Source organism: Halorubellus sp. JP-L1 (assembly GCF_011440375.1).
In the GTDB taxonomy this organism is placed as follows: domain Archaea; phylum Halobacteriota; class Halobacteria; order Halobacteriales; family Natrialbaceae; genus Halorubellus.
In genome coordinates this window covers 1,092,923-1,119,416 of record NZ_JAAOIR010000001.1, presented here as the reverse complement: position 1 = coordinate 1,119,416, position 26,494 = coordinate 1,092,923, and the positions used below count along the sequence as shown (strand labels likewise).

Below are 26,494 nucleotides of genomic sequence, written 5' to 3'. Positions count from 1 at the left end.
TTTCTATCGGAGAACCGTCACGTGGCGTATGGTCTCGGTGCCCTCCCTCGGTCGCGTCCACCTGGTTCCGGTCGGTCTCGCCGCCGTCGTGGTCGCTATCCTCGTCGGTGCGATCGCACTCGGCGCGTCCGTCGCGCCGGTCGAACTGGCGGGGATGGCGCTCGCCACGCTCGCCATACTGCCGAAAGCGTTCGAGCGGACGCGCGAGGACCCGCGGACGCCGATGACGACGTCCTTCCTGTTGACCGTCTCGTTCGCGCTGTTGTACGCGAGTCCGCCGCGGTCGCTGTTCGAGGGTGGGCTGGCTGCGCTCATGGCCGTCGGCACGGTCGTCGAGGCGTACAACTACCGCACGGGATCGACGTTGCTCCGTCTCGACGCGTGACAGCCACGCTCACGCCGACGGCTCCGCGAGCCGTGTACGCGAACAGTTACGTCACTGCGGCCGACAGGTACTCGTATGTCGGATAGTCCGAACGAGACGATGGTTCACGTCGTCGCCGTCGCGCTCGCGTTCGCCGTCCTCGCCGGGACGTCCTGGGCGGTGAACGCGTACGACCTCTCGGACGCCGTCTTCGTCGGTGCGAGCGTCGTCTTCAACGTCCTCGTGTTCGGCGGCGCGCACCTCTAACCTCGCGTCGCGCGGCGAGTCCGGGAGCGTCCCAGTGGACGCGCGCTGGCGGTTCCTCGCGTTCCTCGGCGTCGTCGCCGTCGCCACGCTCCTCGCGGTCGCGTTCGGCGGGACCCTGGAGTCCACGCTCGGCGTGGACGTCCGTGGCGTCGGCGTCGCGTTCGTCGCCGTCGTCGGCCTCGCGTACCTCGTCGTCGAGGTGCGCGCGGGCTATCGGGACTCGCTCTCGCGAGACGCCTGAGCGCACGAGAACCCTCCGCCGTCGGCGCGATCCGTCGGTGCGTTCGTCGTCGGCGCGATCCGTCGGTCAGGCGACCTCGTTCTGGAATCCTTCGTCGTCGACGCGGCCGTCCGCGAGCCGCTTTACGTTCTCGGCGACGATCTCGGCGAGGCGGTCGTAGTACTTGGGCGTATGGCCGGCGTTGTGGGGCGTGACGAGGACGTTGTCGAAGTCCCACAGGGGGTGGCCGGAGGGGAGCGGTTCCGGGTCGGTGACGTCGAGCGCGGCGCCGCGGATCTCGTGGCGCCGGAGCGCGGAGACGAGGTCGTCGGTGTCGACGACGGGGCCGCGCGCCATGTTCACGACGACCGCGTCGCTGGGCATCGTCACGAACGCGTCGTGGTCGAGGAGGCCTTCGGTGGTGTCAGTGAGCGGGCACGCGAGCACGACGTACGAGGACTCGGCGAGTGCTTTCTCGACGCCGGCGGGGTCGTCGTAGCCGACGACGCGGTCGACGGGCCCGCCCTTCTCGGGGGAGTGCCGGACGCCGACGGTCTCGACGTCGAACGCGTCGAGGCGCTCGGCGACCGCGGTTCCGATCGCGCCCAGGCCGACGACCGTGACGGTCGAGTCCGCGAGTTCGTGCGTCGGGTACGAGCGCCAGACGTCCTCGGCCATCTGGCGGCGCGCGACGTGGAACCGTCGCGTGAACGAGAGGACGGCGGCGAGCGCGTGCTCGCCCATGTTCGGGGCGTGGACGCTGGAGGCGTTCGTCACCGCGACGCCCTTCTCGCGGAGCGCGTCCATCGGGAGGTGGCCGGTGCCGGCGAACGCGCACGCGAACAGGGAGACGTCGTCGAAGTTCTCGAGGACGCGGTCACTGATGTTCATGCCGGCGACGACGTCCGCGTCCCGGACGACCTCGCGTTCCTCGCTCGGCGTGCGTGCGCGAACGACCTCGTGGTCGGGGAGGTGCTCGCGGAGCGAGTCGACGTAGTCTTCGAGGGGGATGCCGTGGACGGTCTCGCGGAGGACCGCGACCGTCAGCTGGTTGCTGTCACTCATGATTACTCGCCTCTGAACGTCGGTTGCTCCTTCGTGAAGAACGCCTCGTATCCGGCCGCGTAGTCGTCGGTGCGCGCGAGCGCGCCGATGGCGTCCTTCTCCGCGGTCAGTTGCGTGTTGAGCGTCCGCTCGTACGAGCGGTTCATGAGCTTCTTCGCGGCACCGTAGGCCTTCGTCGGGCCCGCGGCGAGGTCGGTGGCGACCGCGTCGATGCGGCCGGTCCAGTCGTCGGCGTCGACGACCTCGGTCGCGAGCCCCATGTCGACGGCGTCGGTGGCGGACGCGGGTTCGTCGAGGAGGAGGAACTCGCGGGCGCGACGCATGCCGACGAGGCGCGGGAGGAACCACGTCGCGCCGGCGTCGCCGGACAGCCCGACGCGGGGGTAGGAGTACTCGAAGCGCGCGGACTCGTGGGCGAGCACGAGGTCGCCGGCGAGCGCGAGCCCGAACCCGCCGCCGGCGGCGACGCCGTTCACGGCCGTGACCGTGGGGACCGCGCTCGTCGCGAGCGCTCGCACGGCGGCGTGCAGGCGCGTGGCGACGGCGTCGAGCCGGCGCTGGTCGGTCTCGTCGCCCTCGAACGCGGCGAGGTCGGCGCCCGAGCAGAACGCGCTCCCCTCGCCCTCGAGGACGACGCAGCGGACGTCGCTCGCCGTCGTGGTGGCGGCGAGGGCGTCCTTCAGGTCGATGGCGGTGTCGACGTCCAGTGCGTTGTGCGCGTCCGGTCGCGCCAGTCGGACGTGAGCCACGCCGTCGGCGTGATCGATGTTCACGTGATCGAACTCCTCGTCGACTTGCATGGGAGTGGGTGCGACCGGCGGCGAGAAAAAGCCACCCGGTCCCGGTGCTCGGACGCGGCCGGCGGCGGGACGAGGTGACGCTGCGCCCCGACGGGAGTGGCGTGTTCGTGATACTCACGCACTGGTTTTGGCGTCCCTAAAAACCGCAAGCACTTTATTTGTTTAGGGCAGCCTAACTTCTATGACGGAGGATTCGGATGCAGAGCCACTACGACGTAACGTTCTGAAGATGGGCGGCGCCGCACTCACCGGCACCCTCCTGGCCGGCTGCGCGTCGAGCCTGGGAACGACCGACTCCACCGACGACGACACCACCACGGCCGGCGACGGGTCGACGACGACGGGCGAGAGCGACGACGGCCCGTACTCGGTGTCGATGGTACCGGTCGGCGACGTCGAGTTCGAGAGCGTCCCCGAAACGTGGGTCGCGAACAACGGCTCGTGGGCGGACATGGGCGTCGCGCTCGGCCTCGAACCGCCGAAGGGCCTCTGGCTCCCGAGCCGATACCACACGCAGTACTACGACGAGATTCCCGGCGTCAGCGTCGACAAGAGCGATATGACCGAGCTCTGGGGCGACAGCGGCCTCGGCAAGGAGCAGTTCTACGCGCTCGACGCCGACGTCCACGTGATGGACCCGAACTTCCTAATAAACCGTGGGCAGTGGAAGGAGAGCGACGTCGACGAGATCCGCGAACGGGTCGGCCCGATGTTCGGGAACTGCATCTACGCGCAGCACTACCCGTGGCACGAGGACTACCGGTACTACTCGCTGTACGAGGGCTTCGAGAAGCTCGCGCAGGTGTTCCAGCGCACCGAGCGCTACGAGGCGTTCGAGGCGATCCACGACGACTTCCAGCAGAACCTCGCGCCGGTCGTCCCGCCGGCCAGCGACGCGCCGTCGGCCGCGGTGCTCTGGGGCGTCGGCGACCAACCCGAGGAGTACTACCCCTACATCATCGGTGACGGAACGGGGTTCAAGCACCTCCGCGACCTCGGCGTCCACGACGCGCTCGCCGACACCGACATCAAGGACTTCCACGGGAGCCGCGGGTCCATCGACGTCGAGACGCTCCTGGAGGTCGACCCGGAGGTCCTCCTGCTGCGCGGGTACGAGGCCAAGACTGAAAGCGAGTTCCAGGACACCGTCGTCAGCTACCTCGAAGGGCACTCGACGGCGAGCGACCTCACGGCCGTCCAGAACGGCGACGTCTACCGCGCCGGTGGCCTCTACCAGGGCCCGATCACGAACATGGTCCTCACCGAACGCACCGCCGCGCAGCTCTACGGGCACGACGGCGAGCTGTTCGACCGCGAGCGCGTCGCCGACGTCGTCGACGGGAACCTCTGACGATGACGGACGACGCTGCGCGAGGCACCGACGACGCTTCCGGCGGCAGCGACGACGTGACCGCGGACGCGACCGCGCATCGCGACGTGGTCGTCGTCGGCGGCGGTCCCGCCGGGTCGGCCGTCGCGGTGTTCACCGCGCGGTACGGGCTGGACACGACCGTCTTCGACCGCGGGAACGGCGCGCTCCCGCGGTGCGCGTACCTCGAGAACTACCCCGGGTTCCCCGGCGGCATCGACGTCGACGTCTTCCGGGACCTGCTCGCCGCGCACCTCAAGGACGCCGGTGCCGCGCTCGTCCCGGACCACGTCGTCTCGGTCGAGCGCCCCGCGGAGGACGGGCCGTTCGTCGTCGAGACCCAGGACGATCGGCGGGTCGCCGCCGACGCGATCGTCGCCGCCGCCTGGTACGACGGGTCGCACCTCGACGGCCTCGACGACGACGAGATGTTCGAGGCCCACGAGCACCACGGCGAGGTCGAGGAGCGCTTCGACCCCGAGTACGCCGACGCCGACGGCCGCACGCCGATCGACGGGCTCTACGTCGCGTCGCCCGCCGGTTCTCGGAGCGCGCAGGCGATCGTCGCGGCCGGGAACGGCGCGCACGTCGCGCGATCGCTGCTCGCCGACCGCCGGCGCGACCGCGGGTACACCGGCGGGCTGGTTCCGGAGTACGACTGGGTTCGACGCGACGCGGAGTTCTCCGGCGAGTGGGCGGACCGCGACCGCTGGCGCGAGTGGTACGAGAACGAGACCGACGACGACGCAGACGTCTCGCCCGAACGCCACGAGGAGCTCCGCGAGGCGTACGTCGACGAGGCGTTCGAGACGCGAGTGACCGACGAGGAAGCCGAGCGGCGCGCCGAAGCGGGCCTCGAACGCTTCGTCGAGGTCGTCGGCCACGACCGCGTGCTGGACGCCGTCGACGACGACGCGATCCACGAGTACGTCGACGATACCGCGAGTTCCGAGGGCAGCGACGCCGGCGCGACTTCCGATGACAGCAACGACGACCCGGCTCGCGTAGACGACGACGCGACCTGCGAAGACGACGACCGGACGGAGGCGAGCGACTGACGATGGCGAGCGAGACCGCTCCGTCCTCGCGCGCCGCGACGGAGCGCGAGGGCTTCCTCGGGTGGGTCGACGGGTCGCTGCTCGCGCTCTGTGCCGCGAGCGTCGCGATCGTCGTCGCGAGCGGGCTCGTGCAGGTGAGCTTCGGGTCGTTCGACATGACGCTCGCCCAGGCATGGGGGGCCGTGTTCGACCCGAACGTTCTCCTGAACCCGGACGCCTGGCAGGCTTTCGTGTTCGGTGGCGAGGTACCGGAGATGAACCGGCGGAGCCTCATCGTGTGGAACATCCGGCTGCCGCGCGTGTTCGTCGCCGTCCTCGTCGGCATGAACCTCGCCATCTCCGGCGCCATCTTCCAGGCGGTGACGCGCAACGAACTCGCGAGCCCGTTCATCCTCGGCGTCTCCTCCGGCGCCGGCCTGATGATCCTCGTCACGCTCGTCCTCCTCGCGGGCACGACCATCGCCGTCCCGTTCCTGTTCGGCGGGTTCGTACTCACGCCCTCGGCGCTCCTGCCGGTCATCGCCTCGATCGGCGGTATCGCGGCGTTCGTCGTCGTGTACGCGATCGCGTGGAAGAACGGCACGAGCCCGGTACGGCTCGTGCTCGCGGGCGTCATCGTCGGCACGATCGCGCAGTCGTTCCAGACGACGCTGTTCTTCTTCGCGGACGACATCGGCGTCGTCCAGTCCGCGATCGCGTGGACCACGGGGTCGCTCACGGGCACGGACTGGGAGCAGGTCCGGATGGCGCTCCCGTGGACGATCTTCGCGGTCGGCGCGGCCCTGATCGGATCGCGCCAGTTGAACGTCCTCTTGCTCGGCGAGCGCACCGCGAAGTCCCTCGGGATGAACGTCGAACGCATGCGGTTCGCGCTCTCGGGCGTCGCGGTGCTCGCGGCGGCGGCGAGCATCGCGGTCGCGGGCATCGTCGGGTTCGTCGGCCTCGTCGTCCCGCATGTCGTCCGGAACGTCGTCGGGAGCGACTACCGACGGCTCGTCGTCGGCTGCGTGTTCGCCGGGCCGGCGCTCATGGTGGCCGCGGACGTCGGCGCGCGCCTCGCACTCAGCCCCGTCCAGATTCCGGTCGGTATCGTCACCGGACTGCTCGGCGGACCGTACTTCCTTTACCTGATGCGACGACAGGACGAGATGGGTGAGATCTGATGGGTCGATTCGGGATCTTCGGCGACGACGCGTCCGAGGGGGACGGCACGGACGAGCCGGAGGGCACAGCCGAGCGGAACGGCGCCGTCGAGCGGGACGGGGGCGACGGCGTCGGTGAATCGTCGAACGGCCGAACCGACCCCGACGTGGACGCCGCTCCGGACTCGGAGGCGAGTGCGTCCGGCGTCGAACGGACGACGATGTCGAAGGTCGACCGGTCGCCGACAGAGCTCGTCGGCGAGGAGCTCGCCGTCGGGTATCCGACGACCGAGGAGCCGGTCGTCGAGTGCGAGCGCGTCCTGCTGCCGGCGGGCGAGGTGACGGCGCTCGTCGGCCCGAACGGGAGCGGGAAGAGCACGCTCCTGAAGGCGATGGCCGACCAGCTCGCGCCCGAACGCGGCGGGGTCCTGCTGGACGGCGACGAGATCCGGTCCCTGGAGACGAAGACGCTCGCGCGCCGCCTCGGACTGCTCTCGCAGCACAACAAGGCGCCGGAGAGCCTCTCCGTCGAGGACCTCGCGTACCACGGCCGCTATCCCTACCGGGGGTTCTTCGAGTCGGTGACCGAAGCCGACCACGAGGCCGTGGAGCGCGCGATCGGGCTCGCGGGCGTCGACCACCTACGCGATAGCGAGATGAGCAACCTGAGCGGCGGTCAGAAGCAGCTCGCGTGGATCGCGATGGTGCTCGCGCAGGACACGGACGTCCTCCTGCTGGACGAGCCGACCAATCATCTCGACCTCCACCACCAGTTGCGCGTGATGGAGGTGCTGCGGTCGTTGAACGAGGACGCGGGCGTCACGATCGGGATCGTCCTGCACGACGTCGGGCAGGCGGCGCGGTTCGCGGACAACCTCATCGCGATGAAGGACGGCGAACTGTACGACTGGGGGCCGCCGCGGGACGTCGTCACCGAGGCGCTGCTCGCGGACGTGTTCGAGGTCGACGCCACGGTCGACTCGGAGAGCCCGACGGGCCCGCACATCTCGCCGCACGCGGCGCTCGACGGGGACTGACGGTGACGGGGGAACTGACAGTGACTGGACGACGGACCCGCGCCGCCATCGGCCGGTGGAGTCGTCGTGCGTCGTACGCGCTCGCAGGCGCGTACGGTGCCATCGTGGTGCTCTCGTTCGCGTTCGTCGAGTTCCTCGGGAATGCTCCCGGCGGCGTGCTCGGGTCCGCGGTTCTCGCCGGGGAACCATCGATGGCGCCGGTGTTCGTCGGCTACGCGCTCGTGCTCGCGTCGACCGTCGTCGTTCGCGCGCTCGCGACGCGGACCGGTGGGGACGTGGTGCTGGCGGCGTTCTCGACGCCGGTTTCGTTCGTCGGCGTGCTCGGCGTCGTCGAGTTCCACGCCGCCGTCGGCGGCGTGTACTGGGGCGGGCTCCTGTCGTTCGCCGCGGGGACGCTCCTCTCGGTGGTCGTCCTCGCCGACGGCGTTCTCGCCGTGGGTCTCGGGGTCTGGACCGGATCCGGTGGGGGATGAGCGAGCGAACCACCATCCTGCAAGGGTTTTAGGCTGGCCTAAAATCGAAACGGTCTTCAATGTTTAGGCGAGCCTAAAATACATGTCTCGGGACGACTCCGACCAGGGGGCATCGACGCGTCGCAACTACCTCGCCGGAACGAGCGCAGTTCTCGCCGGGGGACTGCTCGCCGGCTGTCTCACCGACGCCGAGGGCGGCGACGCCACGAGCGAGGCGGACGGGACGAGCGGCCAGTCGACGACGGACGCGACCGCGCGAAGCGATGCCGAGTCCTACACCGTCAGCATGGAACCGGTCGGGACCGTCGAGTTCGACGCCCCGCCAGAGCGATGGATCGCGTACGACGGCGGCTACGCCGACATGGCCGTCGCGCTCGGGCAGGCCGACGGCCTCGCCGGCATCGGCGGCATCGACCGCTACTACTCCGGCGTCTACGACGAACTCGACGGCGTCGGCGTCGACCGCGACGTGCTGGAGGCCCACCCCGAGGTCCGGACGAAGGAGGAGTTCTACGGGATCGACGCCGACGTCCACCTCTACGACCCGCAGATGCTCGTGAACTGGTTCGACTGGGACGCCGCGGACGTCGAGGAGGTCCGCGAGAACGTCGCGCCGTTCCTCGGGAACGTCATCTTCCGGCGCTCGGACGACTGGCACGACTACCGGTATTACACGCTCTACCAGGCCTTCGAGAGAGTCGCGACGCTATTCCAGGAGCGCGAGCGCTTCGAGGCGTTCGCGGACCTGCACGACGAGTTCGTCGCGGACGTCCAGTCCCGGCTGCCCGCGCCGAGCGAGCGCCCGGACGTCTTCCTCACCTTCGAGGGGACGGACGAACCCGAGACGTTCTCGCCGTACCGTCTCCGGGACGACGGTACCAGCAAGAAGCAGTGGCAGGACCTCGGCGTCGGCGACGCCCTCGACGGGACCGACATCGAGAACCTCAGCACCACGAACCGCGGCGAACTCGACTACGAGAACCTCCTCGAGATCGACCCGGAGGTCATCCTCGTCCGCGGGCACGAGCGCAAGACCGCCGCGGAGTTCCGCGACGTCGTGCTCGCGTACATGCAGGACCACCCCGTCGGGAGCGAACTCACCGCCGTCCAGAACGGTCGCGTCTACCGCGGCGGCTACCTCTACCAGGGCCCGATCCACAACCTCTTCCTGACGGAACGCGGCGCGAAACAGATGTACCCCGACGAGTTCGGCGACGTGACGGGCGACGACCGCCTGTTCGACCGCGATCGCGTCGCGAGCATCGTTCGCGGCGAGTTCTGAACCGACCGTCGACCGACCGGTAGCCCGACACGGACCTGCCCGTTAGCCCGACGAAGACCCGACCGAAGCGTTTTTTCGCGCGCGCCGCGTTCGCCGCCGTAACGACGACGCTCCCGTGCCACCGGCTCGCGAAGCCGGCCGGGTGCGTGCGATTTCATCCCCATCTATGACGCGAAAACTCCTCGTCACCGTCGACTCGCTGCGGTACGATCACTTCAGGCACTTCCCGGCGACGCGGGACTACCTCGAGTTCGAGCACGACCGCGCGTTCTCGACGTTCCCGGAGACGTTCGGGTCGTTCCCCGCGATAATCGGCGGTGAGTACGCGCTCCAGCGCGGCCTCAAAGACGGCACGAGCGTCGCGCGACGCGTCGACGGCCACAAGGTCGGCCTCACGACGAACCACTTGCTGTCGCCGAAGTACGGGTACGACGACGCGTTCGACCACTTCGAGTCGCCGAGCGCGAGCGAGGAGGGTATCGCGGGGTTCGTCTCGGACAAGCTCGAACTCGGCTCGACGCCGTACAAAGTCGCGGCGGCGGCCTGGAACCAGTTCGAGCGCGCTCGCTCGAAGGTCGTGAAGCTCGGGAAGTCCTTCCGCAGGGCTGACGACGTGATCGAGACGTTCTTCGAGGAGACCGCTGGCCACGACGACTGGTTCGGGTGGCTGCACTTCATGGAGCCCCATCACCCCTACGACCCGCACAGTTCGCCGGTGTCGCGGGATTACGCCAATCGCGTGAGTCGGAAGGCGATCTCGCATCGCGTGAACGGCGAGGAAGCGGACCTGGTCCGCGAGCTCTATCGGCGCGAGTGCGAGGAGCTCGACGTCGAGTTGCGGCGGCTCTGGGAGGGCGTCCCCGAGGACACCGAGGTCGTCTTCCTCTCCGACCACGGCGAACTGCTCGGCGAGGACGGCGTCTGGGGTCACCCCGGGCTCCTGCATCCGCTCCTGCATCACGTCCCGCTCGCGACGAAGAACGTCGACTGGGACTTCGGCGACGTCGCGAGCCTGATCGACGTCCCGGGCATGCTCGTCGGCGAAGAGCACGGCCTCGGGCGCGAGAACAGGGAGGTCGCGTTCGCGCTCTACGGCGACCGGCGGGCGGCGATGAACCGCGACGGCATCGTGAACTACGACCCCGACGCGGACGCCGGCGAAGACGCGTACACCGCGCGGGACCTGGAGGGGGGAGACGCCCAGATGGACGACGAACTCAGGGACGCGCTCGAGTCGTTCGACGTCGACGGCGGCATCACGCGGTACGACGCCGACGAGGAGACGCTCGCGGAACTCGGCTACCTCGAATGACCGACGGCGACGCCGGAGCCCTCCCAGCGCTCCCCGACGTCGACGCGGACGACGTCCTCGCGGACCGCTCGGTCAGAATCGTCCACGAGGGGTCGTGGCTGCATCCCGGCGGTGCGGGCAGGGTCGCGAAGGCGCTCGCGGACGCGTTCGACGCCCCCGTGACGGTCGGGCACACGCCCGAGCGCGAGTTCTGGGACGGCTACGACGTCGAGTTTCCCTTCCAGGAGCGCTTCCACGAGGGGCTCTCCTCGAAGCTGTTCCTGAACGACGCCGCGCGGCCCGTCTCGGAACTCCTTCGCGCCGCCGGTTTCCGCGGCCTCGACTTCGACGAGGACGTCGTGATCTCGAGCGGGACGGCCGCGAAGTGGTGGGTGCCGAGACACGACCAGCACCACGTCCACTACTGTCACGTCCCGCCGCCGCGGTTCTACGCGCGCCCGACGGACGGCGTCCTGGACTGGGCGAGCACGACGCTCGTCTCCGTCCTCGACCGGCACTTCGCGGACTACTGCACGGGGATGCTCGCGAACAGCGCGTTCACGCGCGAACGCGTCCACCGGCACTATCTCCGGGATCGCTCTGGCGTCCCGGTCGTGAACCCGCCCATCGACGTGGACCGGTTCCGGTACGCGCCCGCGGACGACGAGGACCCGTACTTCGTGATGATCGGCCGGCTGTCGGAGATGAAGCGGGCCGCGGTCGTCGCGGACGCGTTCGCGAGCGCGGACGCCCGCCTCGTGCTCGTCGGCGACGGCCCCCTTCGAAAGCGCGTCGCGAACCGCCCGAACGTGACGGTCCACGAGCGCCTCTCCGACGACGACCTCGCGGACCTCGTCGCAGGGAGCGTCGGCGGCGTCGCGTTCGCCCGCGAGGAGCACTGCGGGATGACGCCAAAGGAGTTCCAGAGCGCCGGCAAGCCCGTCGTCGTCCCGGACGAACCGAACCTGCGGAATCACGTCACCGACGGCGTCGACGGCGTCGTCGTCCCCGCATCGACCGCGGGCGTTCGCGACGGCGTCGAACGCGTCCTCGCAACGGACTGGGACCGCGAACGCATCCAGGCGACGGCCGCCGACTGGTCCCACGACGCCTTCCGCGAGCACGCCCGCGACGCCGTGGCGCGCGTCGTCGCCGCTGACGACGCCTGAATCGGCTGCTATTCGTCGTCGCGGACGAGGTCCGAATCGGCTGCTATTCGTCGTCGCGGACGAGGTCCGAATCGGCTGCTATTCGTCGTCGCGGACGAGGTCCGAATCGCCTCGAGGCGTCGTCGCGCCTCCGAACCCGCCAGCGAGGGCGCGAACGCCCCGAAGCGTCATTCTTTAAGCGGTCGCTTTCGTCTCACCGGTATGAACGTTGCCCTCGTCACCGTCGACTCGCTGCGCGCCGACCGGATCGCGTCGAGGGTGATGCCGGAGACGCGCGCGTTCGCGGACGACGCCGTCGAGTTCACGGAGGCCGTCGCGAACGGGCCGTCGACGCCCGCGTCGTTCCCCGCCATCCACGCGAGCCGGTACTTCGCGAGCATCGACGGCCTGGGCATCCCGCCCGCGGACGCCGGCGGCCCGATCCGCACGCTCGCCGAAGTGCTCTCCGACGCGGGGTACGCGACCGCGGGGTACACGGACAACCAGTTCGCGAGCGGCGCGTATCACTTCGACCGCGGGTTCGACGTGCTGCACGACGCGAGCAGCGACGGCGCGAACGTGAACGAGGTCAAGCAGTTCGTGCAGCGGAACCTCGACAAGGACGGCGCCGTCTTCCGCACGATCGAGCGCGTCTACACCCGCGTGGACGCGCTGTTCGCGACGGCCGGCGGTCGCGAGTTCGAGCACGAGCGCGCGGACTCCCTGAACGAGCGCGCGCTCGAATTCGTCGACGCCCGCGACGGCGAAGACGACGAGGACTGGTTCGCGTGGCTGCACTACATGGACGCCCACCACCCCTACGAGGCGCCCGCGGAGTACCAGCGGCGATTCCTCGACGACCCCCGGAGCGTCGGGGAGTGCCGGCGGCTCTCCCGGAAGGGCACGCATCACCCCGAGGAGGTCACCGACGAGGAGTGGGAGACGATCCGCTGCCTGTACGACGCGGAGTGCGCGTACGTCGACGACCAGTTCCGGGCGTTCGTCGACGCGCTCGAGGACCGCGGCGTCCTCGACGACACCGTCGTCGTGTTCACCGCCGACCACGGCGAGCTCGTCGGCGAGCACGGGCACGCCGGCCATCCGCCCGAGTTCTGGGAGGGCGTCGTCCGCGTCCCGTTTATCGTGCACCATCCCGAGCGGTCGGCGGCGACCGTCGACGGCCAGATCCGCCTCGTCGACACCGCACCGACGCTCGCGGACGTCGTCGGCGTCGATGCACACGACGACTGGGAGGGCGCGAGCGCGCTCGAGCTCATCGACGGCGACGTCGACGCCCGCGAGTGGGCGTTCGGCGACGTCGGGCGGTCCGTCGACTACGGCCGATGCTGTGCGCGCCGCGCGGACGGCTGGAAGCTCCTCCGGCACGCGGACGACGGCGAGCTCTGCTTCGACGTTCGAGCCACTCCCGACGAACGCCCCGAGGACGACCGCTCCGACGCGCCCGAGTACGACGCGCTCGCCGCCGCGCTCGACGACCACCAGGACCGGATGCGGCGCATGCGCGAGGGCGCAGAACGGGGCGTCGACGAGACCGACGAGATGGTGACCGAGCACCTCGAGGACCTCGGCTACCTCGAGTAACGCCGACCGACGCCAGTTCTATCCGCGAGAACCAGTCGATAGCGCTCGCTTCGCGAGGTCGGTGACCGCCGGCTATTCGAGGTACCCGAGTTCCTCGAGTCGGTCGCGGGTCGCGTCGTCGACGTCGATGGCGTCCTCGCCCTGAACGCCGTCGCCGTACCCTTCGAGTGCGTCGACGAGGTCCTCGGGGACGTGTTCGAGCGGGTCGCCCTCGGCGCCGTCGCCGACGTCGAACGCGAGCCGCGTGCCGGTGGCGGGGACGTCGACGAGTTTGCGGTCGTCGACCCAGACCGCGCGTTGGTTGTACCCGTAGGCAGTCTCCTCGCAGAGCGCCCGTTCAGTCCCGCGGGCTTCGTCGAGTGGAGCGGGCTCGAGATCGCCCGCGACGCTGGCGTCGAGCGCGTCGAGGACGACGGGGGCGACCGCGGTCAGTGAGACGACGTCGTCGTCGCACCCCTGGTCGACGTTCGGGGCGCGAATCCACAGCGGGACGCGCGCGACCGGCTCGAGGACGCTGTGGCCGTGGTCGGTCCCGTAGTAGCCGCGCGGGTCGTCGTTCAGGCGGCGTTCCAGGTCGGCGTGCTCCCAGAACGCCTCGCCGTGGTCGCCGCAGACGACGACGGTGTCGTCGTCGAGCGAATCGAGGAGCGCCGCGAGCGCGTCGTCAGCACCCCTAACGGCGGCATCGTACGCGCGGACGCGAGCGTCGCGGTACGCTTCGAAGTCGTCACCGTCGGTGGACTCGCGGTATCGCCAGTCCTCGAGGTCGTCCATCGCGGGGACGTCGAACGTCTCGCGGTGTTCGTCCGGGACGTCGAGCGGCGCGTGCGGGTCGCCGAGCTGGAGGTGACAGCACCAGCGGTCGCGGCCGCGCATCCAGTCGCGAGCGGCCGCGACGCGCTCGTCGGCGGCCGTGTACGTCACGGAGACGCGCTGGAAGCGGTCGCCGGCGGCCTTCTCGGCCATCGGGATGGCGGTGAACATCGCCGTGTCGTACCCCGCGGCCTCTAGGACGTCCGGGAGCATCGGCACGGATTCGCGCGGTCGCGTCGGGAACTCCTCGGCGGCGAGGTTCCGCGGGTCCGACTGCATCCGGCCGCCGTGCTCGTGCGGATAGCGCCCGGAGAGCAGCGACGGGATCGACGGGAACGTCCACGGCGACGGTGCCTTCGCGTTCGAACTCCCGATCGCGGCGCGCCCGCCAGTGTGCGACCCGGTGCTTGACCTCCATCCACGCGCTGTTCACGCGCGGGAATCGCTTGAGTGGGTTCATCGTTCGTGGGGAGTCACTGCTCGTAGGGAGTCGTCAGTCACTGGTGGTCATTCGAGGTACCCGAGTTCGCGGAGCGTCTCCTCGACCTCCTCGCCGGCGCCCCGATCGGAGGCGCCGATGGCGGACGGCGGCCCCTTCTCGACGTCGCGGTTGGCGGCGTCGCCGGCGAGGACGTCCCGGCGGACGTCGCCGTCGACGTCCTCGGGGACGGGGACGTCGAGGTAGTGCAGGAGCGTGGGTGCGAGGTCGTACAGGTCGAGGTCTGCGGTGCCCGAAGCAACGTCGTCGCCGACCCCCGCGAAGATGCCGGTCCGGCGGTGCGTCGCGAGCCACTCGGTCTGCTCTCCGAACACCGCGCCGCCGATGGACTCGGGTGCGTCGACGCCGGTGGTGTACTCGACGACGAGGTCCGGGCCCCGTTCGCGGTCGCCGGTGTAGACGCTCGCGGGGTCGTGGACGGCGCTCGCGACGGGCTGGCCGTCCGGCGTCTCCAGCGCCGCGATGTCCTCGGCAAGCTGCTCGCGGTACGACTCGGCGGCCGCCGCCGGGTCGTCTGCGTCGGCGAACGCGGCGTGGTTCACGTAGACGGGGCCGCGACCGAGCGAGATGGCTTTCGTCTGCGTCCAGTCGATGGCGGCGTCCTGGATGGCGACCCGGCCGCTCTCGCTCGGGAACAACCCTTGCACGGACTTCGGGACGAAGCGCTGGGCGAGACTGACGACTCCGAGGCGGTCGACGACGCGCTTCAGGCGCTCCTCGGTGAGGCCGACGGTTGACAGGAGCGTGCGCGTGCCGTCGTCCGCGAACGCGAGGTCGCCGCGCTCGGCGAGCCACTGGTTCGGGAGGAAGATCTCGTCGATCTCGATGAACCCGTGGTCGCTCATGAGAACCACCGCCTCGGTGTCGTCGCGGTCGAGCAGCGCGCCGAGGCACTCGTCGACGCGCTCGTAGGCCTCCTTCAGATGCTCGGGGTGGTCCCAGAGCCGATGCTGGAGGGTGTCCGTGAAGAACAGCGTCGCGTGGACGAGGTCGCAGTCGCGTTCGTCCGCGAGGAACTCGGCGGCGGAAAAGCGCTGGTCGAACAGCCGCTTCCCTTCGGCGACGAGTTCGTCCGGCGTCGCCTCGTCGAGCACGAGGTCGGGCTTCACGCGGTACTCCGGCACCGCGTCGAGGAGGTCCCGCTTCAGGCTCTCGGGGTTCGTGAGCGTCTTCCGTTCGTTCGCGGGACTGCCCGCGATCACGTCGACGCCGTCCATCTCGCGAGCGTCCGCCGGGTGCGTCGTCGGCATGTTGACGACGCCCGCGTCGACGCCGTGGTCGGCGAGCACCTCCCAGTACTCGCGGGACGTGAAGTCGCTCGCGTCGTTCGCCGAGAGCTCCTGGGCGTCGCGGTCGTACGCGTACCACTCGTAGACGCCGAGCTTCCCCGGCGTCTTCCCCGTCGAGTAGCACTTCCACGCGGGGAACGTCACGGGCGGGAGCGTGCTCTCGAGGTCGCCATCGACGCCCTCGTCGAGTACGCGCTTGAACGCTGGCAGGTCCCCGGCGTCGGCCCACGGCCGGAGGAGCGACCAGTCGGCTCCGTCGAGTCCGACGACGTAGACGGTCATTGCGAGAACGTGGACCGGCCGCGGGTTAAAGCTCTTCGAGAGCCTCGAACACGGACTACAGGTCGGCGAGCACGCGCTCGAACGCGTCGCGGAACGCCGCCTTCCGGGAGTCCGCGTCGAACCGCGCACCGCGTTCGCGGGCGACCGCAGCGAGTCGCCGCCGGTCGTCGACGTCGCGCTCGAAGTAGTCGACGACGCCGTCGGCGAGCGCCTGGGGCGTCGGGTCGACGACGAGCGCGTCGTCGATCGCGCGGGCCTCCGAACGCGTCCCCGCGCCGGTCGTGACCAGCGGCGGGACGCCGGCGCGCATCGCCTCGAGCGTGCTCACGGGGAACGTGTCCATCCGCGACGGCTGGACGAACAGCGCGGCCGGCCGGAACGCGTCCGCGAGCTCCTCGACGTACCCGCGCACCGTCACGCCCTCGGTGTCGCCGTAGGACTCGGGGTGGCCACCGCCGACGACGTGCAGTTCCGCGTCCGGGATGCGCTCCCGTACCTGCGGCCAGGCGTCGACGAGCAGGTCGACGCCCTTGTAGTGCCAGGGGCGCGCGACCGTCACCGCGACGTTCGAACCGATAGCGGGGTCGACGTCGCCGAGCGCGTCGTACGTCTCCGGTTGGACGAACGGATGCGCGACCTCGATGGGGGTGTCCGGGCCGACGACGGGCCGCGTGAACTCGGCGGCGAACTCGCTGACGGCGACGACGCCGTCGATGCCGCGTCGGCCGACGGCGCGGACGAGTGGCGTCCCGAACCGACCGACGAGCGACTTCAGGGCGGAGTCGCCCTCGAAGTCGCCCTCGCCGAGCGCGTACAGGCCGTGGTCCGCACAGAGGTAGATTATCTTCCCGCCGCGCGCGAACCGGCGGACGAGTGCGGCGTACAGCGGCCGCGACCCCTCCACGATGTAGACGTCGTAGTCGGGATACGTCAGGCCGTTCACGAGGTCAGCGACGACGCTCCCCGACAGCGGCCCGACCGACCGCGCGTGGTAGTCGACGAGGTCCGCCCCGACGGCCTCCGCGAACCCGCGATGGGCTGGGTGTGTGTCCTGGTGGAGCATGACGATACTGGCTTCCTCGGCGTCCATTACAACCCCCTTCGTCGTAGTGGTTTAAAAACAGTTTTCACCCGTACCTTCATTCTATCTATCAAGATGGGCGACTCCGAAGCGGCCTGGTCGAACTTCTCGCTCGCTCCCGAGAACGAACCCCTGGTCTCGATCGTCATCCCGACTCACTTGCGAGCCCCGAAGCTCGCCGCCACGCTCGCCGCCATCCACGCGCAAGATTACGAGAACGCCGAGGTCGTCGTCGTCGCCACCCCCGACGCCGACACCGAGAGAATCCTTCGAACGCCACTCTGCGACGAACTCGATGCGACCGTCGTCGTCCAAGAGACCAGCGGGGTGAGCGAAGCACGAAATATCGCGCTTGAGTACGCGACGGGCGACATCGTCGCATTCACCGACGACGACTGCGTTCCTCCGCCTGACTGGGTGTCTGGGATCGTCGCCGTCTTCGACGCGTACGACGTCGTGACGACCGGTGGAATGCAGCTTCCACACGAGCGAGTGTATAATCGATTTCCGGCGCGAGTCGACGAGTCACGAATTCTCCGGAACCAGCTCCCCCACCGCCGCGACCGCGACGATAACGGCGTCGCTGTGGGAGGCATGGAACTACGGACGTTCGCGACGTCGAACGTCGCCTATCGGCGCACAGCGATTGAAGAAACTTCGGCTAGCTTCGACGAAACGCTCCACCGTGGCGAGGACGCGACCTTCCAACGGACGGTCCTCGAGGCATACCCGGAAGGGAATGCGTTCCTCCCGATCCCAGTCTGGCACAACCGAGACTACACCCTCCGGCAGTTTCTCGACCAGCGGTACCGAAACGGCATCGCCGAATCTGGAACGCCGGACGGACGCTCGTTCATGGGAAGCATCGCTGGCATCGCCCTCGCACCGCTCTTGTTAGCTCGCTCGATCCATCGCGAGGACTCGCTGTCGACTGCCATCTGCGCCTGGATTGGAGACGTCACGGCTCGAATCGGTGTCGGAGTCGGGACGCTCCGGAATTGAATCTCCCCTCGATCGACCGGTGGTGTGTTCGTCGAAACGAATGACGGCGAAGTCCTAGATTGGCCCAATAGTCTTCGTTTTGAACGCTAGCGGTATTCGATCAGTAACGGCTAGAGAAAAGCAGCACTTAACCGTACCGCCGATTTTCTCGGGCATATGCAGACGCTCCTCGTGGGGCTCGACGCCGTCTGCTTCCCCGTCCTCGAACCCCTATTCGAGGACGGCGACGTCCCGAACCTCGAGGCGCTGTTCGCCGAGGGAGCGACGGGCGTCCTCGAGTCGCAGGTACCGCCGTGGACCGCGAGCGCGTGGCCGTCGCTGTACACGGGCGCGAACCCCGGAAAGCACGGCGTGTTCGACTTCCTGCGGTTCGACGGGTACGACTGGGACATCGTGAACGCGACCGACGTCCGCCAGCGCACGCTCTGGGAGTACGCCGACGCCGCCGGGTTGACGAGCGTCGTCGTGAACGCGCCCGTGACGAGTCCGCCGCCCGAGATCAACGGCGCGGTGATCCCGGGCTACCTCGCCGCGGAGTCGCCGCCGTGTCACCCCGACGGCGTCCTCAAGGACGTCCGCGACGAACTCGGGGACTACCGCGTGTACGCCGAGCGCGAGACCGGCGACGACGCGAGCGGCGAGCGGTTCGCTGACTACCTCGAACTGTGCCGGATGCGCGGCGAGGCGTTCCGATATCTGAGCGAGCGGTTCGACCCCGAGTTCGGGTTCGTGCAGTTCCAGAAGACCGACGCGGTCTTCCACGACTACCCGGGCGACCGCGAGAAGGTCCGGGACGTGTACCGCGCGGTCGACGAGCAGGTCGGAGCGATCCTCGACGACTGCGACCCCGACACGGTCGTCGTGGCGAGCGACCACGGGATGGGCGAGTACGACGGGTACGAGTTCCGCGTCAACGACTACCTTCGCGAGCACGCCGTCGTCGAGACCACGCGGGACGGCCGGGGCGTCCCGTCGTGGTTCCAGATCAAGGACGAGGAGTTGACGAGTTCGGAGGGCGAACGCGAGGACCACCCGTTCCTGGAGCGCCTCGCCGCCGCCGGCGCGCGCGTGGGCATCACGCACCAGCGCGGGAAGCGGTTCCTCGAACGGTTCGGGCTCGCGACGTTCGTCGGGAAGCACGTGCCCGTCGGGGCGGTGTTCGCCGCGACCGACGCCGTCGACTTCGCGACGTCGACTGCGTACCTCCGCTCGCCGTCCGAACTGGGCGTCCGCCTCAACGTGGCTGGCCGGGACCCCGAGGGCGTCGTCCCCGAAGGCGAGTACGAGCAGGTGCGCGCGGACGTGATAGATCTCCTCGAGCGCGTGGAGACGCCCGACGGCGACCCGGTGTTCGAGTCCGTCGTCCCGCGCGAGGAGCACATCCACGGTCCCTACGCCGAGGAGGCCGTGGACGTGCTCGCCGTCCCCACGGACTTCGAGCACTCGCTGTCCGCGCTCGTCGGCGAGCGATTCGACGCCCCCGAACCATGGAACCACAAGCTGGAGGGCGTCGTCGCCGTCGCGGGCGAGGGCGCGGACGCCGACGCGGACCTCGCCGGCGCGCACCTGTTCGACGTCGCACCGACCGTCCTCGCCACGCTCGACCTCGCCCCCGCCGAAGTGATGGACGGGAGCGCGCTCCCGGCGGTCGACGCACCGAGTCCTCGCGCGTACGACCCGTACGACGCCAGCGACCACGCCGCGACCGAGGACGCCGAAGTCGCCCAGCGGCTCTCGGACCTCGGGTACCTGGAGTGAACGCGCGCCACGGGGCGTGAGGCCGCGGTGTCGGGAACCGAGAGACCAAACCCCTTATAGACGTCCCACGCAACGCGCCAATTATGATACTCCTCGGCCTCGACGGCGCCACGTTCTCGCTCATCGAGCCGTGGGTCGACGCCGGCGAACTCCCGAACTTCGAGCGGTTGCTCGAGGAGAGCGCGTCCGGCGACCTCGAGAGCACGATTCCCGAGATCACCGTGCCGGCGTGGCCGTCGTTCGCGACCGGCCGCGACCCGACGACGCTCGACATGTACGGGTTCACGCACTTCAACCGCGACACGCGCGAGAACGACCTGAGCCACGACGAGTTCGTCCCCGGAAAGATGTGGGACGTCGTCGACGACCAGGGCGGGCGCTCGGTCGTCTTCAACATCCCCGGGTCGTACCCCTGGCAGTCGATCGACGGCACGATAATCGCCGCCGCCCCCGAGCACAAGGAGGCGTACTCGCATCCGCCCGAGGCCTGGGGCGAACTCACCGAGCTCGTCGACGGGTACCGCCTCCGGAACGACGAACAGGCTGGAACGCGCGAGTACGTCGACCGGAGCCTCGACCTCGTCGACAAGCGCTTCGAGGGATTCGAGCACTTCGTCCGAGCCGAGGATCCTGACCTCGCCGTCGGTCTCATCCGCGGCACCGATCGCATCGCCCATCACTTCTGGGGTCCGGATAGCACGCCGCCGGCGTCGACGGACAACGCCATCTTCGAGGTGTACCAACGCGTCGACGAGCACCTCGGCGAGTTCCTCGACGCCCACGGGGACGATGACGTCGTCGTGATGAGCGATCACGGGTTCGAGAAGGTCCGGCGGTTCTTCGCCCCGAACCACGTCCTGGAGGACGCGGGGCTGGTGTCCCTCGAGGAGTCCGGGGACTCGACGAAGGTCGCACTCGGGTCGCTCCGGGACTTGGCGAGCGACGTCCTCGGTCGCGTCGGCCTGCTGACGTTCGCCCGGAAGGTCGTCCCGGCGAGCACCGTCGCGGGCCTCCCGACGGGCGACGCGCTCGGCCTCGACAACGCCATCAAGACGGGTCGCATCGACTGGGCGAACACGGAGGCGGTCGTCGATCAGGGCCAGAAGACCGCGCTCGTGTACGCGCTCGCCGACGATCCGGACGTCGTCGACGACGTCTGCGAGCGCGCACGCGAAGCGCTCGAGACGGCCGCCACGGACGCCGGTCTCGACGTCAGGTTCGAACGCCTCAACCGCGGCGGCCCGCACACGCCCGACCTCGCGATGATAGTCGAGACGCCCGAGGTCCACGTCACCTCGCGGTTCGACGTCGACCAGTCCGTCGTCGACGCGGACACGAGCGGGCACGCACGCGAAGGCATCTTCCTCGCTCGCGGGCCGTCGTTCCGCGACGGTACCGTCGAGGGCGCCGAGATAACGGACGTCGCGCCGACGGTCCTTCACGCGCTCGGGTACCGACTCCCCGAGACGATGACCGGTGACGTCCTCGACGTGTTCGCCGACGACGCCGACGCCGCCAGCCGAGCGCCGGAGACGTACGCGTTCGTCGGCGCGGACGCCATCACCGGGGGCGGCATCGAGGACGAGGAACAGGAAGACGAGGTCAAGGACCGCCTGCGCGAACTCGGCTACCTCGAGTGATGAAGGTCGGCGCGGAGGTCTCCAAGCGGTTCGTGACGAACGTCCTCGGGTCCCTCGCGGGATTCCTCGGGACGCTCGTGTTCACGCGCCTGCTCGGGTTCGACGGCATCGGGACGTTCGCGATCTTCGTGAGCATCCAGATGATCGCCGCAAACCTCTCCAGCTTCGGGTTGTACACGGTACTCACGAAGCGCGTCAGCGAGGGCGACGACCAGGCGGCGTACTTCACGACCGGCGCGCTCGTCCTGCTGGGCGGCGTCGCCGCCATCACGGTCTTGCTCGTCCCGCTCCGGGGGTTCGTCGACGGCGTCGTCGGGCTGGACGTGGCGTTGATCGTCCCGCTCGGCGTCCTCACGTGGGGGCTGTTCCGGCTGTCGACCGCGTACCTGGAGGGCCAGCAGCGCGTCGCGCTCGCCGGCGCCATCGAGAACGGCCGGCACGCCATCATCGTCCCCATCCAAGCCGCGTTCGTCCTGAACGACTTCGGCGTCATCGGACTCGTCTACGGGGTCGTCGCGGGCCAGTTCGTGACGTTCCTCATCGCGTACTTCGGGTACGCGCGCGTCGTCCCGAACCTGCCGTCGCGTGCACTCCTCGGGGACTTCCTCGACTACTCGAAGTACGCGTACGTCCAGAACGTCTCCAGTCAACTGTTCAAGCACGCGGACTACATCATCATCGGCCAGTTCGCGGGCCAGGGTCCGACCGGCGTCTACAAGAACGTGTTCGCGCTCACCGAGGCCGCGATGCTGTTCTCCTCGGCGCTATCGCAGGTGACGTTCCCGCAGTTCTCCGCGCTCTCCGAGGTCGGCGACGACGCCGAGATAAACCGGCTGTTCGCGGCGCTGTTCACGTACGCGGGCCTGTTCGCGATCCCGCTCGTCGGCGGCGGTGCGGTCATCGGGAACGACGTCCTCCTGACGCTCTACGGCGAGAACCCGGGAACGACGACGATCCCGATCGTGGGCGTGGTCGGACTGGCGAACGTCCTCGTGCCCGTGCTCGCGGTCGCGAACCTCCTGAACGGCTACCGGAACGGCCTCGAGAAGTACTTCCTCGGGACGGGGAACCCGCGCGTGTACGCAGCGAGCGGCTTGCTCCTCATCCTCGTGTACGCCGTCACGGCCGTTCCGTTGACGATGGCGTACGACGCGTGGGGGGTGGCGTCGGCGACCGTGCTCGCGTTCGGGTCGAGCGTCGCCGCGATGCTCTACTACCTCGAACAGCCGGTGCCGCTGTCCTCGCTCGGGGACGTCGGGAAGGAGGTCGTGGCGATGGTCGCGATGACGGCGGTCGTGTACGTGCTCGTCGACGCGCTCGGCGCGGCCCACGGCGCGCTCCGCCTCGGGTTCGTGCTCGCGGTCGGCGGCGGGACGTACTTCGCGATCCTGCTCGCGCTCAGCGAACGCGTCCGCGTCGACGTCTTCGCCGTCTCACGCGACCTCATCGACGAGGTTCGATAAGGAGCGTGCGCGGCCACGCCCGTTCGTAACGGGCCAAGTGCGCGATCGACCCCGACGCCATCCTGCGGTCGCCCCGTCCCATCTCGCCAATCACCTTTTCATAAGGCTTATGCGCATTTCCCGGCGATGCACGGACAATGAGTAGCGAAACCGAGACCAGCCAGGAGGTCCTCGGCGAGTCCTCCGTGGTAGACCTCTTCCGGGAGTACTACCACGTCCCCGTCCTCGCCGCCCTCCTCGCGTTCATGCTCTGGCTGCGTGTCCTCCCGGCGGAGAACTTCATCCGACCGGACGGGATCTATTTCAGCGGGAACGACGCCTGGTATCACCTCCGAGAGACGTCGTACGTCGTCCACAACTGGCCGTTCACGATGCCGTTCGACCCGTGGACGCAGTTCCCCTACGGGGTCTCGAACTCGCAGTTCGGGACGCTGTACGACCAGCTCGTCGCGACGGCCGCGCTCGTCGTCGGTCTCGGCGACCCGAGCCAGCGGCAGATCGCGCAGACGCTCCTGTACGCGCCCGCCGTCTTCGGGACCGCGGTCGCCATCCCGACGTACTTCATCGCCCGGCGTCTCACCGGCCGCTTCGGCGCGCTGTTCGGCGTCGCCGTCCTCGCACTGCTTCCCGGCGTGTTCCTCAACCGCACGACCGCAGGATTCGCCGACCACCACGCCGCCGAGGTCCTGTTCCACGCGATCAGCGTCCTCGCGTTCATGGTCGCGCTCCGCGTCGCCGAGCGCGAGAAACCCATCTACGAACTCGCGCTCGACCGCGACTGGGACGCTCTGAAGGAGCCGACGAAGTACAGCGTGCTCGCCGGCGTCGCCATCTCGCTGTACGTCTGGGTGTGGCCGCCAGCGATCGTCCTCGTCGGCATCATCGGGACGTTCTTCCTGCTCGCGCTCGGCGCGAAGTACGCGGTCGGCTCCAGCCCGGACCACGTCGCGTTCGTCGGCGTCGTTTCCCTCCTGACCGTCGCGGTCTTCTCGCTCGTCGGCATCGACGAACTCGGGTTCTCCGCGAGTGCGATCTCGCTCCTGCACGTCCTCCTCACAGTCGGCGTCGCCGCCGGGTGTGCGTTCCTCGCGTGGCTCGGGCGGGCGTGGGACGACACCGACTTCGACCGGCGCCTGTTCCCGTTCTCGGCGCTCTCGCTCGCGCTGCTCGCCGTGCTCGCGTTCAGCGTCGTCCTCCCCGATGCCTGGGGGAGCATCCAGAACAACCTGTTCCGGACGCTCGCACTCGGGCAGAACGACACGACGCTCACCATCGGCGAGGCACAAGCGCTCGTTCCGCTAGAGGAGGGGTACATCCGACGACTGAATCGCGCGCTCGTCGGCTCGTACGGACTCACGTACCTCACGGGTATCGCGGGCCTGTGCATCCTCGCGTACCGTGCCGTCAAGGAACGCGTCCGCGCCGAGTACGTGTTCCTCGGCGTCTGGACGGTGTTCGTGTTCATGATGGCGCTCACCCAGCAACGGTTCAACTACTACCTCGTGCTGCCGGTGGCGGTCCTGAACGCGTACTTCGTCGGGTCGCTACTCGGCTTCGCCGAGATCGATAGCGACCTCGAACTCTCGGACGTCAAGGCGTACCACGTGTCCGTGGTGCTCGCCGCGGTCGTCCTCGTGCTCGCGCCGCTGGCGCCGATCGGCGGCATCGCGATGACCGGGACGGACGTCCACCGGCAGGTCGCGGGGAACCCGGACAACCCCCGCTCGAACGGTCCGGCGCCGCGGACGGTCACGGCGTGGGATTCGACGACGGACTGGATGCAGAACGGGACGCCGGAGATAGAGGGGCTCGAGAAGTACGGAACCTACGAGAAGACGGACGACTTCGAGTACCCGGAGGGAGCCTACGGCGTGATGTCGTGGTGGGACTACGGCCACTGGATCACGGTCCGTGGGGACCGCATCCCGCACGCGAACCCGTTCCAGGCGGGTGCGCGGACCGCGTCGAAGTACTTCCTGCACGAGAACGAGTCGAACGCGAACCTGCTGTTGGACGCGCTGCCGTCGCTGAGTCCGCGCGAGCCGAACGTCGACCAGTACGGGCCGGCGGACTACCGCGAGATGATTGTGAACCAGACCGCCCAGCAGCGGAGCGAGGACGTGCGGTACGTGACGATCGACCACCAGATGGCGACGCAGAAGTTCAGTGCGATCGCGACGTGGAGCGGTCCGCCGCGGAACGAGTACTTCACTCGGGAGCGTCAGAACGTCTCCACGCAGCAGGGGAACACCACGGTACCGTACACGGCGTTCAGTGACCGGTTCGAGGAGACGATGCTCTCGAAGCTGTACTACGACGACGCGGACGGCCTGGAGCAGTATCGGCTCGTGCACGCGTCGGAGCAGCGGCGGATGCTCGCAACGTACAGCATTCTCCGCCAGGGGCAGGTCGCCCAGCAGTACTTCTACCGTGACCTGGGGGCGATGAACGCGACGCAGTTCCAGCAGACGGCTCTCCAGTTCCAGTTCTCGCAGCAACTGGCGCTGCACGACGTCAAGTACACGCCGGCGGTGAAGACCTTCGAGCGCGTGGACGGTGCGAAGCTGACTGGGTCGGCGTCGCCGGGCGCGAACGTGACGGCGTCGGTGACGCTGAACAACACGCAGACGGGCGGGAACTTCACGTACGAGCAGACGGTGCAGGCTGACGAGGACGGCGAGTACGTGGTGACGGTTCCGTACGCGACGAACGACGAGGTGTCGCCGGCCGACGGTGGGACGGATTCGGTCGTCGAGGCGGACGGCGTGTACACGCTGGACGTCGAGGGCGGTGGCGTCACGACGGTCGCGGTGCCGGAGTCCGCGGTCCTCGACGGGGAGTCGATCTCGGTCGACACGTCGGGGTCGGGGAACGCGTCGGTCGCGTCGGGCGACGACGATGACGAGCCGTCTGAGAACGTGTTCGTGCAGTATCGGTCCGTGACGGAGCTGTCGGAGCAGTAGGCTTCGGTTGCCGTCGTGCGCGTAGCGTAGTCGAGGCCGCTCGTTTCGACGGCCGGCCGTGAACTCGCTTTTCTGTTGGTGTTGGTCGTGTGGGTGTCGCTGGGTGGTCGTTCGTCACGTGCGCTGCCCGCCAGGATGCGGCGAGTTGACGTGGGACGTGAGAGGGCAGCGTCCGCGGCGTCACGTGGTTTCTATTAGTCATCGCCGAAGCGAACTGCAACGACGCCGAGACGTGCTAGGTCCGATCGCCTGGGAACGACGTGGATGCGAATACTCTCGTATTCTTTTGCAAGAGGCCATGAGATGGTCGTCTTCGAAATCAAACTGAGGACCGACCACAATCATTAGTGGCTTTAGTGTAGGAAATCAATGAATACTTTCATACCAGTCCCCGAGATACGTTGTACCACGATGTCATTGATAGCGACTGTTCGACGGTGGTCACAGAACAACCCGCAGCTTGCGACGAGCCTCGCGAGCATGATGGTGCTCGGCGCGTTCGCCGCAGCCGGCGGCGACCTCGCGAACCTGAGCGGTAGCAGCTGGGATCCGACCGGTGGGACCACCGTCACGTCCGGGCCCTGAC

At 68.9% G+C, this 26,494-nt stretch carries 23 protein-coding genes; 18 read left to right on the top strand and 5 right to left on the bottom strand.

Features of this window, described 5'->3' with window-relative positions; translation table 11 throughout:
* The first annotated feature begins 28 nt into the window (after positions 1-28).
* The 3 genes from G9C85_RS05575 to G9C85_RS05565 all read left to right on the top strand — a co-directional run bounded on the left by G9C85_RS05575 (position 29) and on the right by G9C85_RS05565 (position 872).
* Positions 29-385 (top strand): phosphatidate cytidylyltransferase, encoded by a 357-nt coding sequence (locus tag G9C85_RS05575; protein WP_166037714.1) that lies wholly within the window; start codon positions 29-31, stop codon positions 383-385.
* 75 nt (positions 386-460) lie between these two features.
* A complete protein-coding gene (locus tag G9C85_RS05570; protein WP_166037711.1) occupies positions 461-631 on the top strand; it encodes a hypothetical protein in 171 nt (56 codons plus the stop codon).
* Between the two features lie 34 nt (positions 632-665).
* Entirely contained in the window at positions 666-872 is a 207-nt protein-coding gene (locus tag G9C85_RS05565) for a hypothetical protein (protein WP_166037709.1), read from the top strand.
* Between the two features lie 66 nt (positions 873-938).
* On the opposite strand, the gene G9C85_RS05560 is transcribed toward G9C85_RS05565, so the two are convergent.
* Both G9C85_RS05560 and G9C85_RS05555 read right to left on the bottom strand, forming a co-directional pair.
* The gene (locus tag G9C85_RS05560; protein ID WP_166037707.1) at positions 939-1,916 is read right to left on the bottom strand and encodes a D-2-hydroxyacid dehydrogenase; all 978 of its coding nucleotides are present in this window, start codon (positions 1,914-1,916) and stop codon (positions 939-941) included.
* A 2-nt stretch (positions 1,917-1,918) separates the two neighbouring features.
* The gene (locus tag G9C85_RS05555; protein WP_166037705.1) at positions 1,919-2,716 is read right to left on the bottom strand and encodes an enoyl-CoA hydratase/isomerase family protein; all 798 of its coding nucleotides are present in this window, start codon (positions 2,714-2,716) and stop codon (positions 1,919-1,921) included.
* 181 nt (positions 2,717-2,897) lie between these two features.
* Here G9C85_RS05555 and G9C85_RS05550 point away from each other — a divergent pair, with 181 nt between their 5' ends.
* From G9C85_RS05550 to G9C85_RS05510, 9 genes are all read left to right on the top strand, one after another.
* The gene (locus G9C85_RS05550; RefSeq protein WP_166037703.1) at positions 2,898-4,067 is read left to right on the top strand and encodes an ABC transporter substrate-binding protein; all 1,170 of its coding nucleotides are present in this window, start codon (positions 2,898-2,900) and stop codon (positions 4,065-4,067) included.
* Positions 4,068-4,069: 2 nt separating this feature from the next.
* Positions 4,070-5,143 (top strand): FAD-dependent oxidoreductase, encoded by a 1,074-nt coding sequence (locus G9C85_RS05545; protein WP_166037701.1) that lies wholly within the window; start codon positions 4,070-4,072, stop codon positions 5,141-5,143.
* Between the two features lie 2 nt (positions 5,144-5,145).
* Positions 5,146-6,306 (top strand): iron ABC transporter permease, encoded by a 1,161-nt coding sequence (locus tag G9C85_RS05540; protein ID WP_166037700.1) that lies wholly within the window; start codon positions 5,146-5,148, stop codon positions 6,304-6,306.
* Positions 6,307-6,506: 200 nt separating this feature from the next.
* Complete coding sequence (locus G9C85_RS05535) at positions 6,507-7,322, top strand: ABC transporter ATP-binding protein (RefSeq protein WP_205254326.1); 816 nt, start codon at positions 6,507-6,509, stop codon at positions 7,320-7,322.
* A gap of 20 nt (positions 7,323-7,342) precedes the next feature.
* Positions 7,343-7,795, top strand: coding sequence for a hypothetical protein (locus G9C85_RS05530; RefSeq protein ID WP_166037696.1), 453 nt, complete (start codon positions 7,343-7,345; stop codon positions 7,793-7,795).
* Positions 7,796-7,877: 82 nt separating this feature from the next.
* Positions 7,878-9,077, top strand: coding sequence for an ABC transporter substrate-binding protein (locus G9C85_RS05525; protein ID WP_166037694.1), 1,200 nt, complete (start codon positions 7,878-7,880; stop codon positions 9,075-9,077).
* Positions 9,078-9,243: 166 nt separating this feature from the next.
* Positions 9,244-10,389 (top strand): sulfatase-like hydrolase/transferase, encoded by a 1,146-nt coding sequence (locus G9C85_RS05520; RefSeq protein WP_166037692.1) that lies wholly within the window; start codon positions 9,244-9,246, stop codon positions 10,387-10,389.
* The gene (locus G9C85_RS05515; RefSeq protein ID WP_166037690.1) at positions 10,386-11,537 is read left to right on the top strand and encodes a glycosyltransferase; all 1,152 of its coding nucleotides are present in this window, start codon (positions 10,386-10,388) and stop codon (positions 11,535-11,537) included. Before G9C85_RS05520 ends, G9C85_RS05515 begins: the two co-directional genes overlap by 4 nt.
* Before the next feature lie 201 nt (positions 11,538-11,738).
* Positions 11,739-13,118, top strand: coding sequence for a sulfatase (locus G9C85_RS05510; RefSeq protein ID WP_166037687.1), 1,380 nt, complete (start codon positions 11,739-11,741; stop codon positions 13,116-13,118).
* A 72-nt stretch (positions 13,119-13,190) separates the two neighbouring features.
* Here the strand turns inward: G9C85_RS05510 and G9C85_RS05505 are convergent, their stop codons facing one another.
* The 3 genes from G9C85_RS05505 to G9C85_RS05495 all read right to left on the bottom strand — a co-directional run bounded on the left by G9C85_RS05505 (position 13,191) and on the right by G9C85_RS05495 (position 17,064).
* A complete protein-coding gene (locus G9C85_RS05505; RefSeq protein ID WP_205254325.1) occupies positions 13,191-14,249 on the bottom strand; it encodes a sulfatase-like hydrolase/transferase in 1,059 nt (352 codons plus the stop codon).
* A 189-nt stretch (positions 14,250-14,438) separates the two neighbouring features.
* On the bottom strand, positions 14,439-16,001 hold the full coding sequence (locus G9C85_RS05500; RefSeq protein ID WP_166037685.1) for an alkaline phosphatase family protein: 1,563 nt from the start codon (positions 15,999-16,001) through the stop codon (positions 14,439-14,441).
* Between the two features lie 55 nt (positions 16,002-16,056).
* Positions 16,057-17,064: a glycosyltransferase family 4 protein gene (locus tag G9C85_RS05495; RefSeq protein ID WP_205254309.1), complete on the bottom strand. Its 1,008-nt coding sequence runs from the start codon at positions 17,062-17,064 to the stop codon at positions 16,057-16,059.
* Here G9C85_RS05495 and G9C85_RS05490 point away from each other — a divergent pair.
* The 6 genes from G9C85_RS05490 (at position 16,990) to G9C85_RS05465 (ending at position 26,493) form a co-directional block, all read left to right on the top strand.
* Entirely contained in the window at positions 16,990-18,084 is a 1,095-nt protein-coding gene (locus G9C85_RS05490; protein ID WP_166037681.1) for a glycosyltransferase family 2 protein, read from the top strand. The genes G9C85_RS05495 and G9C85_RS05490 overlap by 75 nt on opposite strands.
* Before the next feature lie 156 nt (positions 18,085-18,240).
* Positions 18,241-19,842, top strand: a complete 1,602-nt coding sequence (locus G9C85_RS05485; RefSeq protein ID WP_166037679.1) for an alkaline phosphatase family protein — start codon at positions 18,241-18,243, stop codon at positions 19,840-19,842.
* 83 nt (positions 19,843-19,925) lie between these two features.
* Positions 19,926-21,482, top strand: a complete 1,557-nt coding sequence (locus G9C85_RS05480) for an alkaline phosphatase family protein (RefSeq protein WP_166037677.1) — start codon at positions 19,926-19,928, stop codon at positions 21,480-21,482.
* Complete coding sequence (locus tag G9C85_RS05475; RefSeq protein WP_166037675.1) at positions 21,482-22,945, top strand: oligosaccharide flippase family protein; 1,464 nt, start codon at positions 21,482-21,484, stop codon at positions 22,943-22,945. The genes G9C85_RS05480 and G9C85_RS05475 overlap by 1 nt, the downstream gene beginning before the upstream one ends.
* A 137-nt stretch (positions 22,946-23,082) precedes the next feature.
* Positions 23,083-25,908, top strand: coding sequence for an oligosaccharyl transferase, archaeosortase A system-associated (locus G9C85_RS05470; protein WP_166037673.1), 2,826 nt, complete (start codon positions 23,083-23,085; stop codon positions 25,906-25,908).
* A 411-nt stretch (positions 25,909-26,319) separates the two neighbouring features.
* On the top strand, positions 26,320-26,493 hold the full coding sequence (locus tag G9C85_RS05465) for a hypothetical protein (RefSeq protein WP_166037671.1): 174 nt from the start codon (positions 26,320-26,322) through the stop codon (positions 26,491-26,493).
* Position 26,494 lies beyond the last annotated feature (1 nt).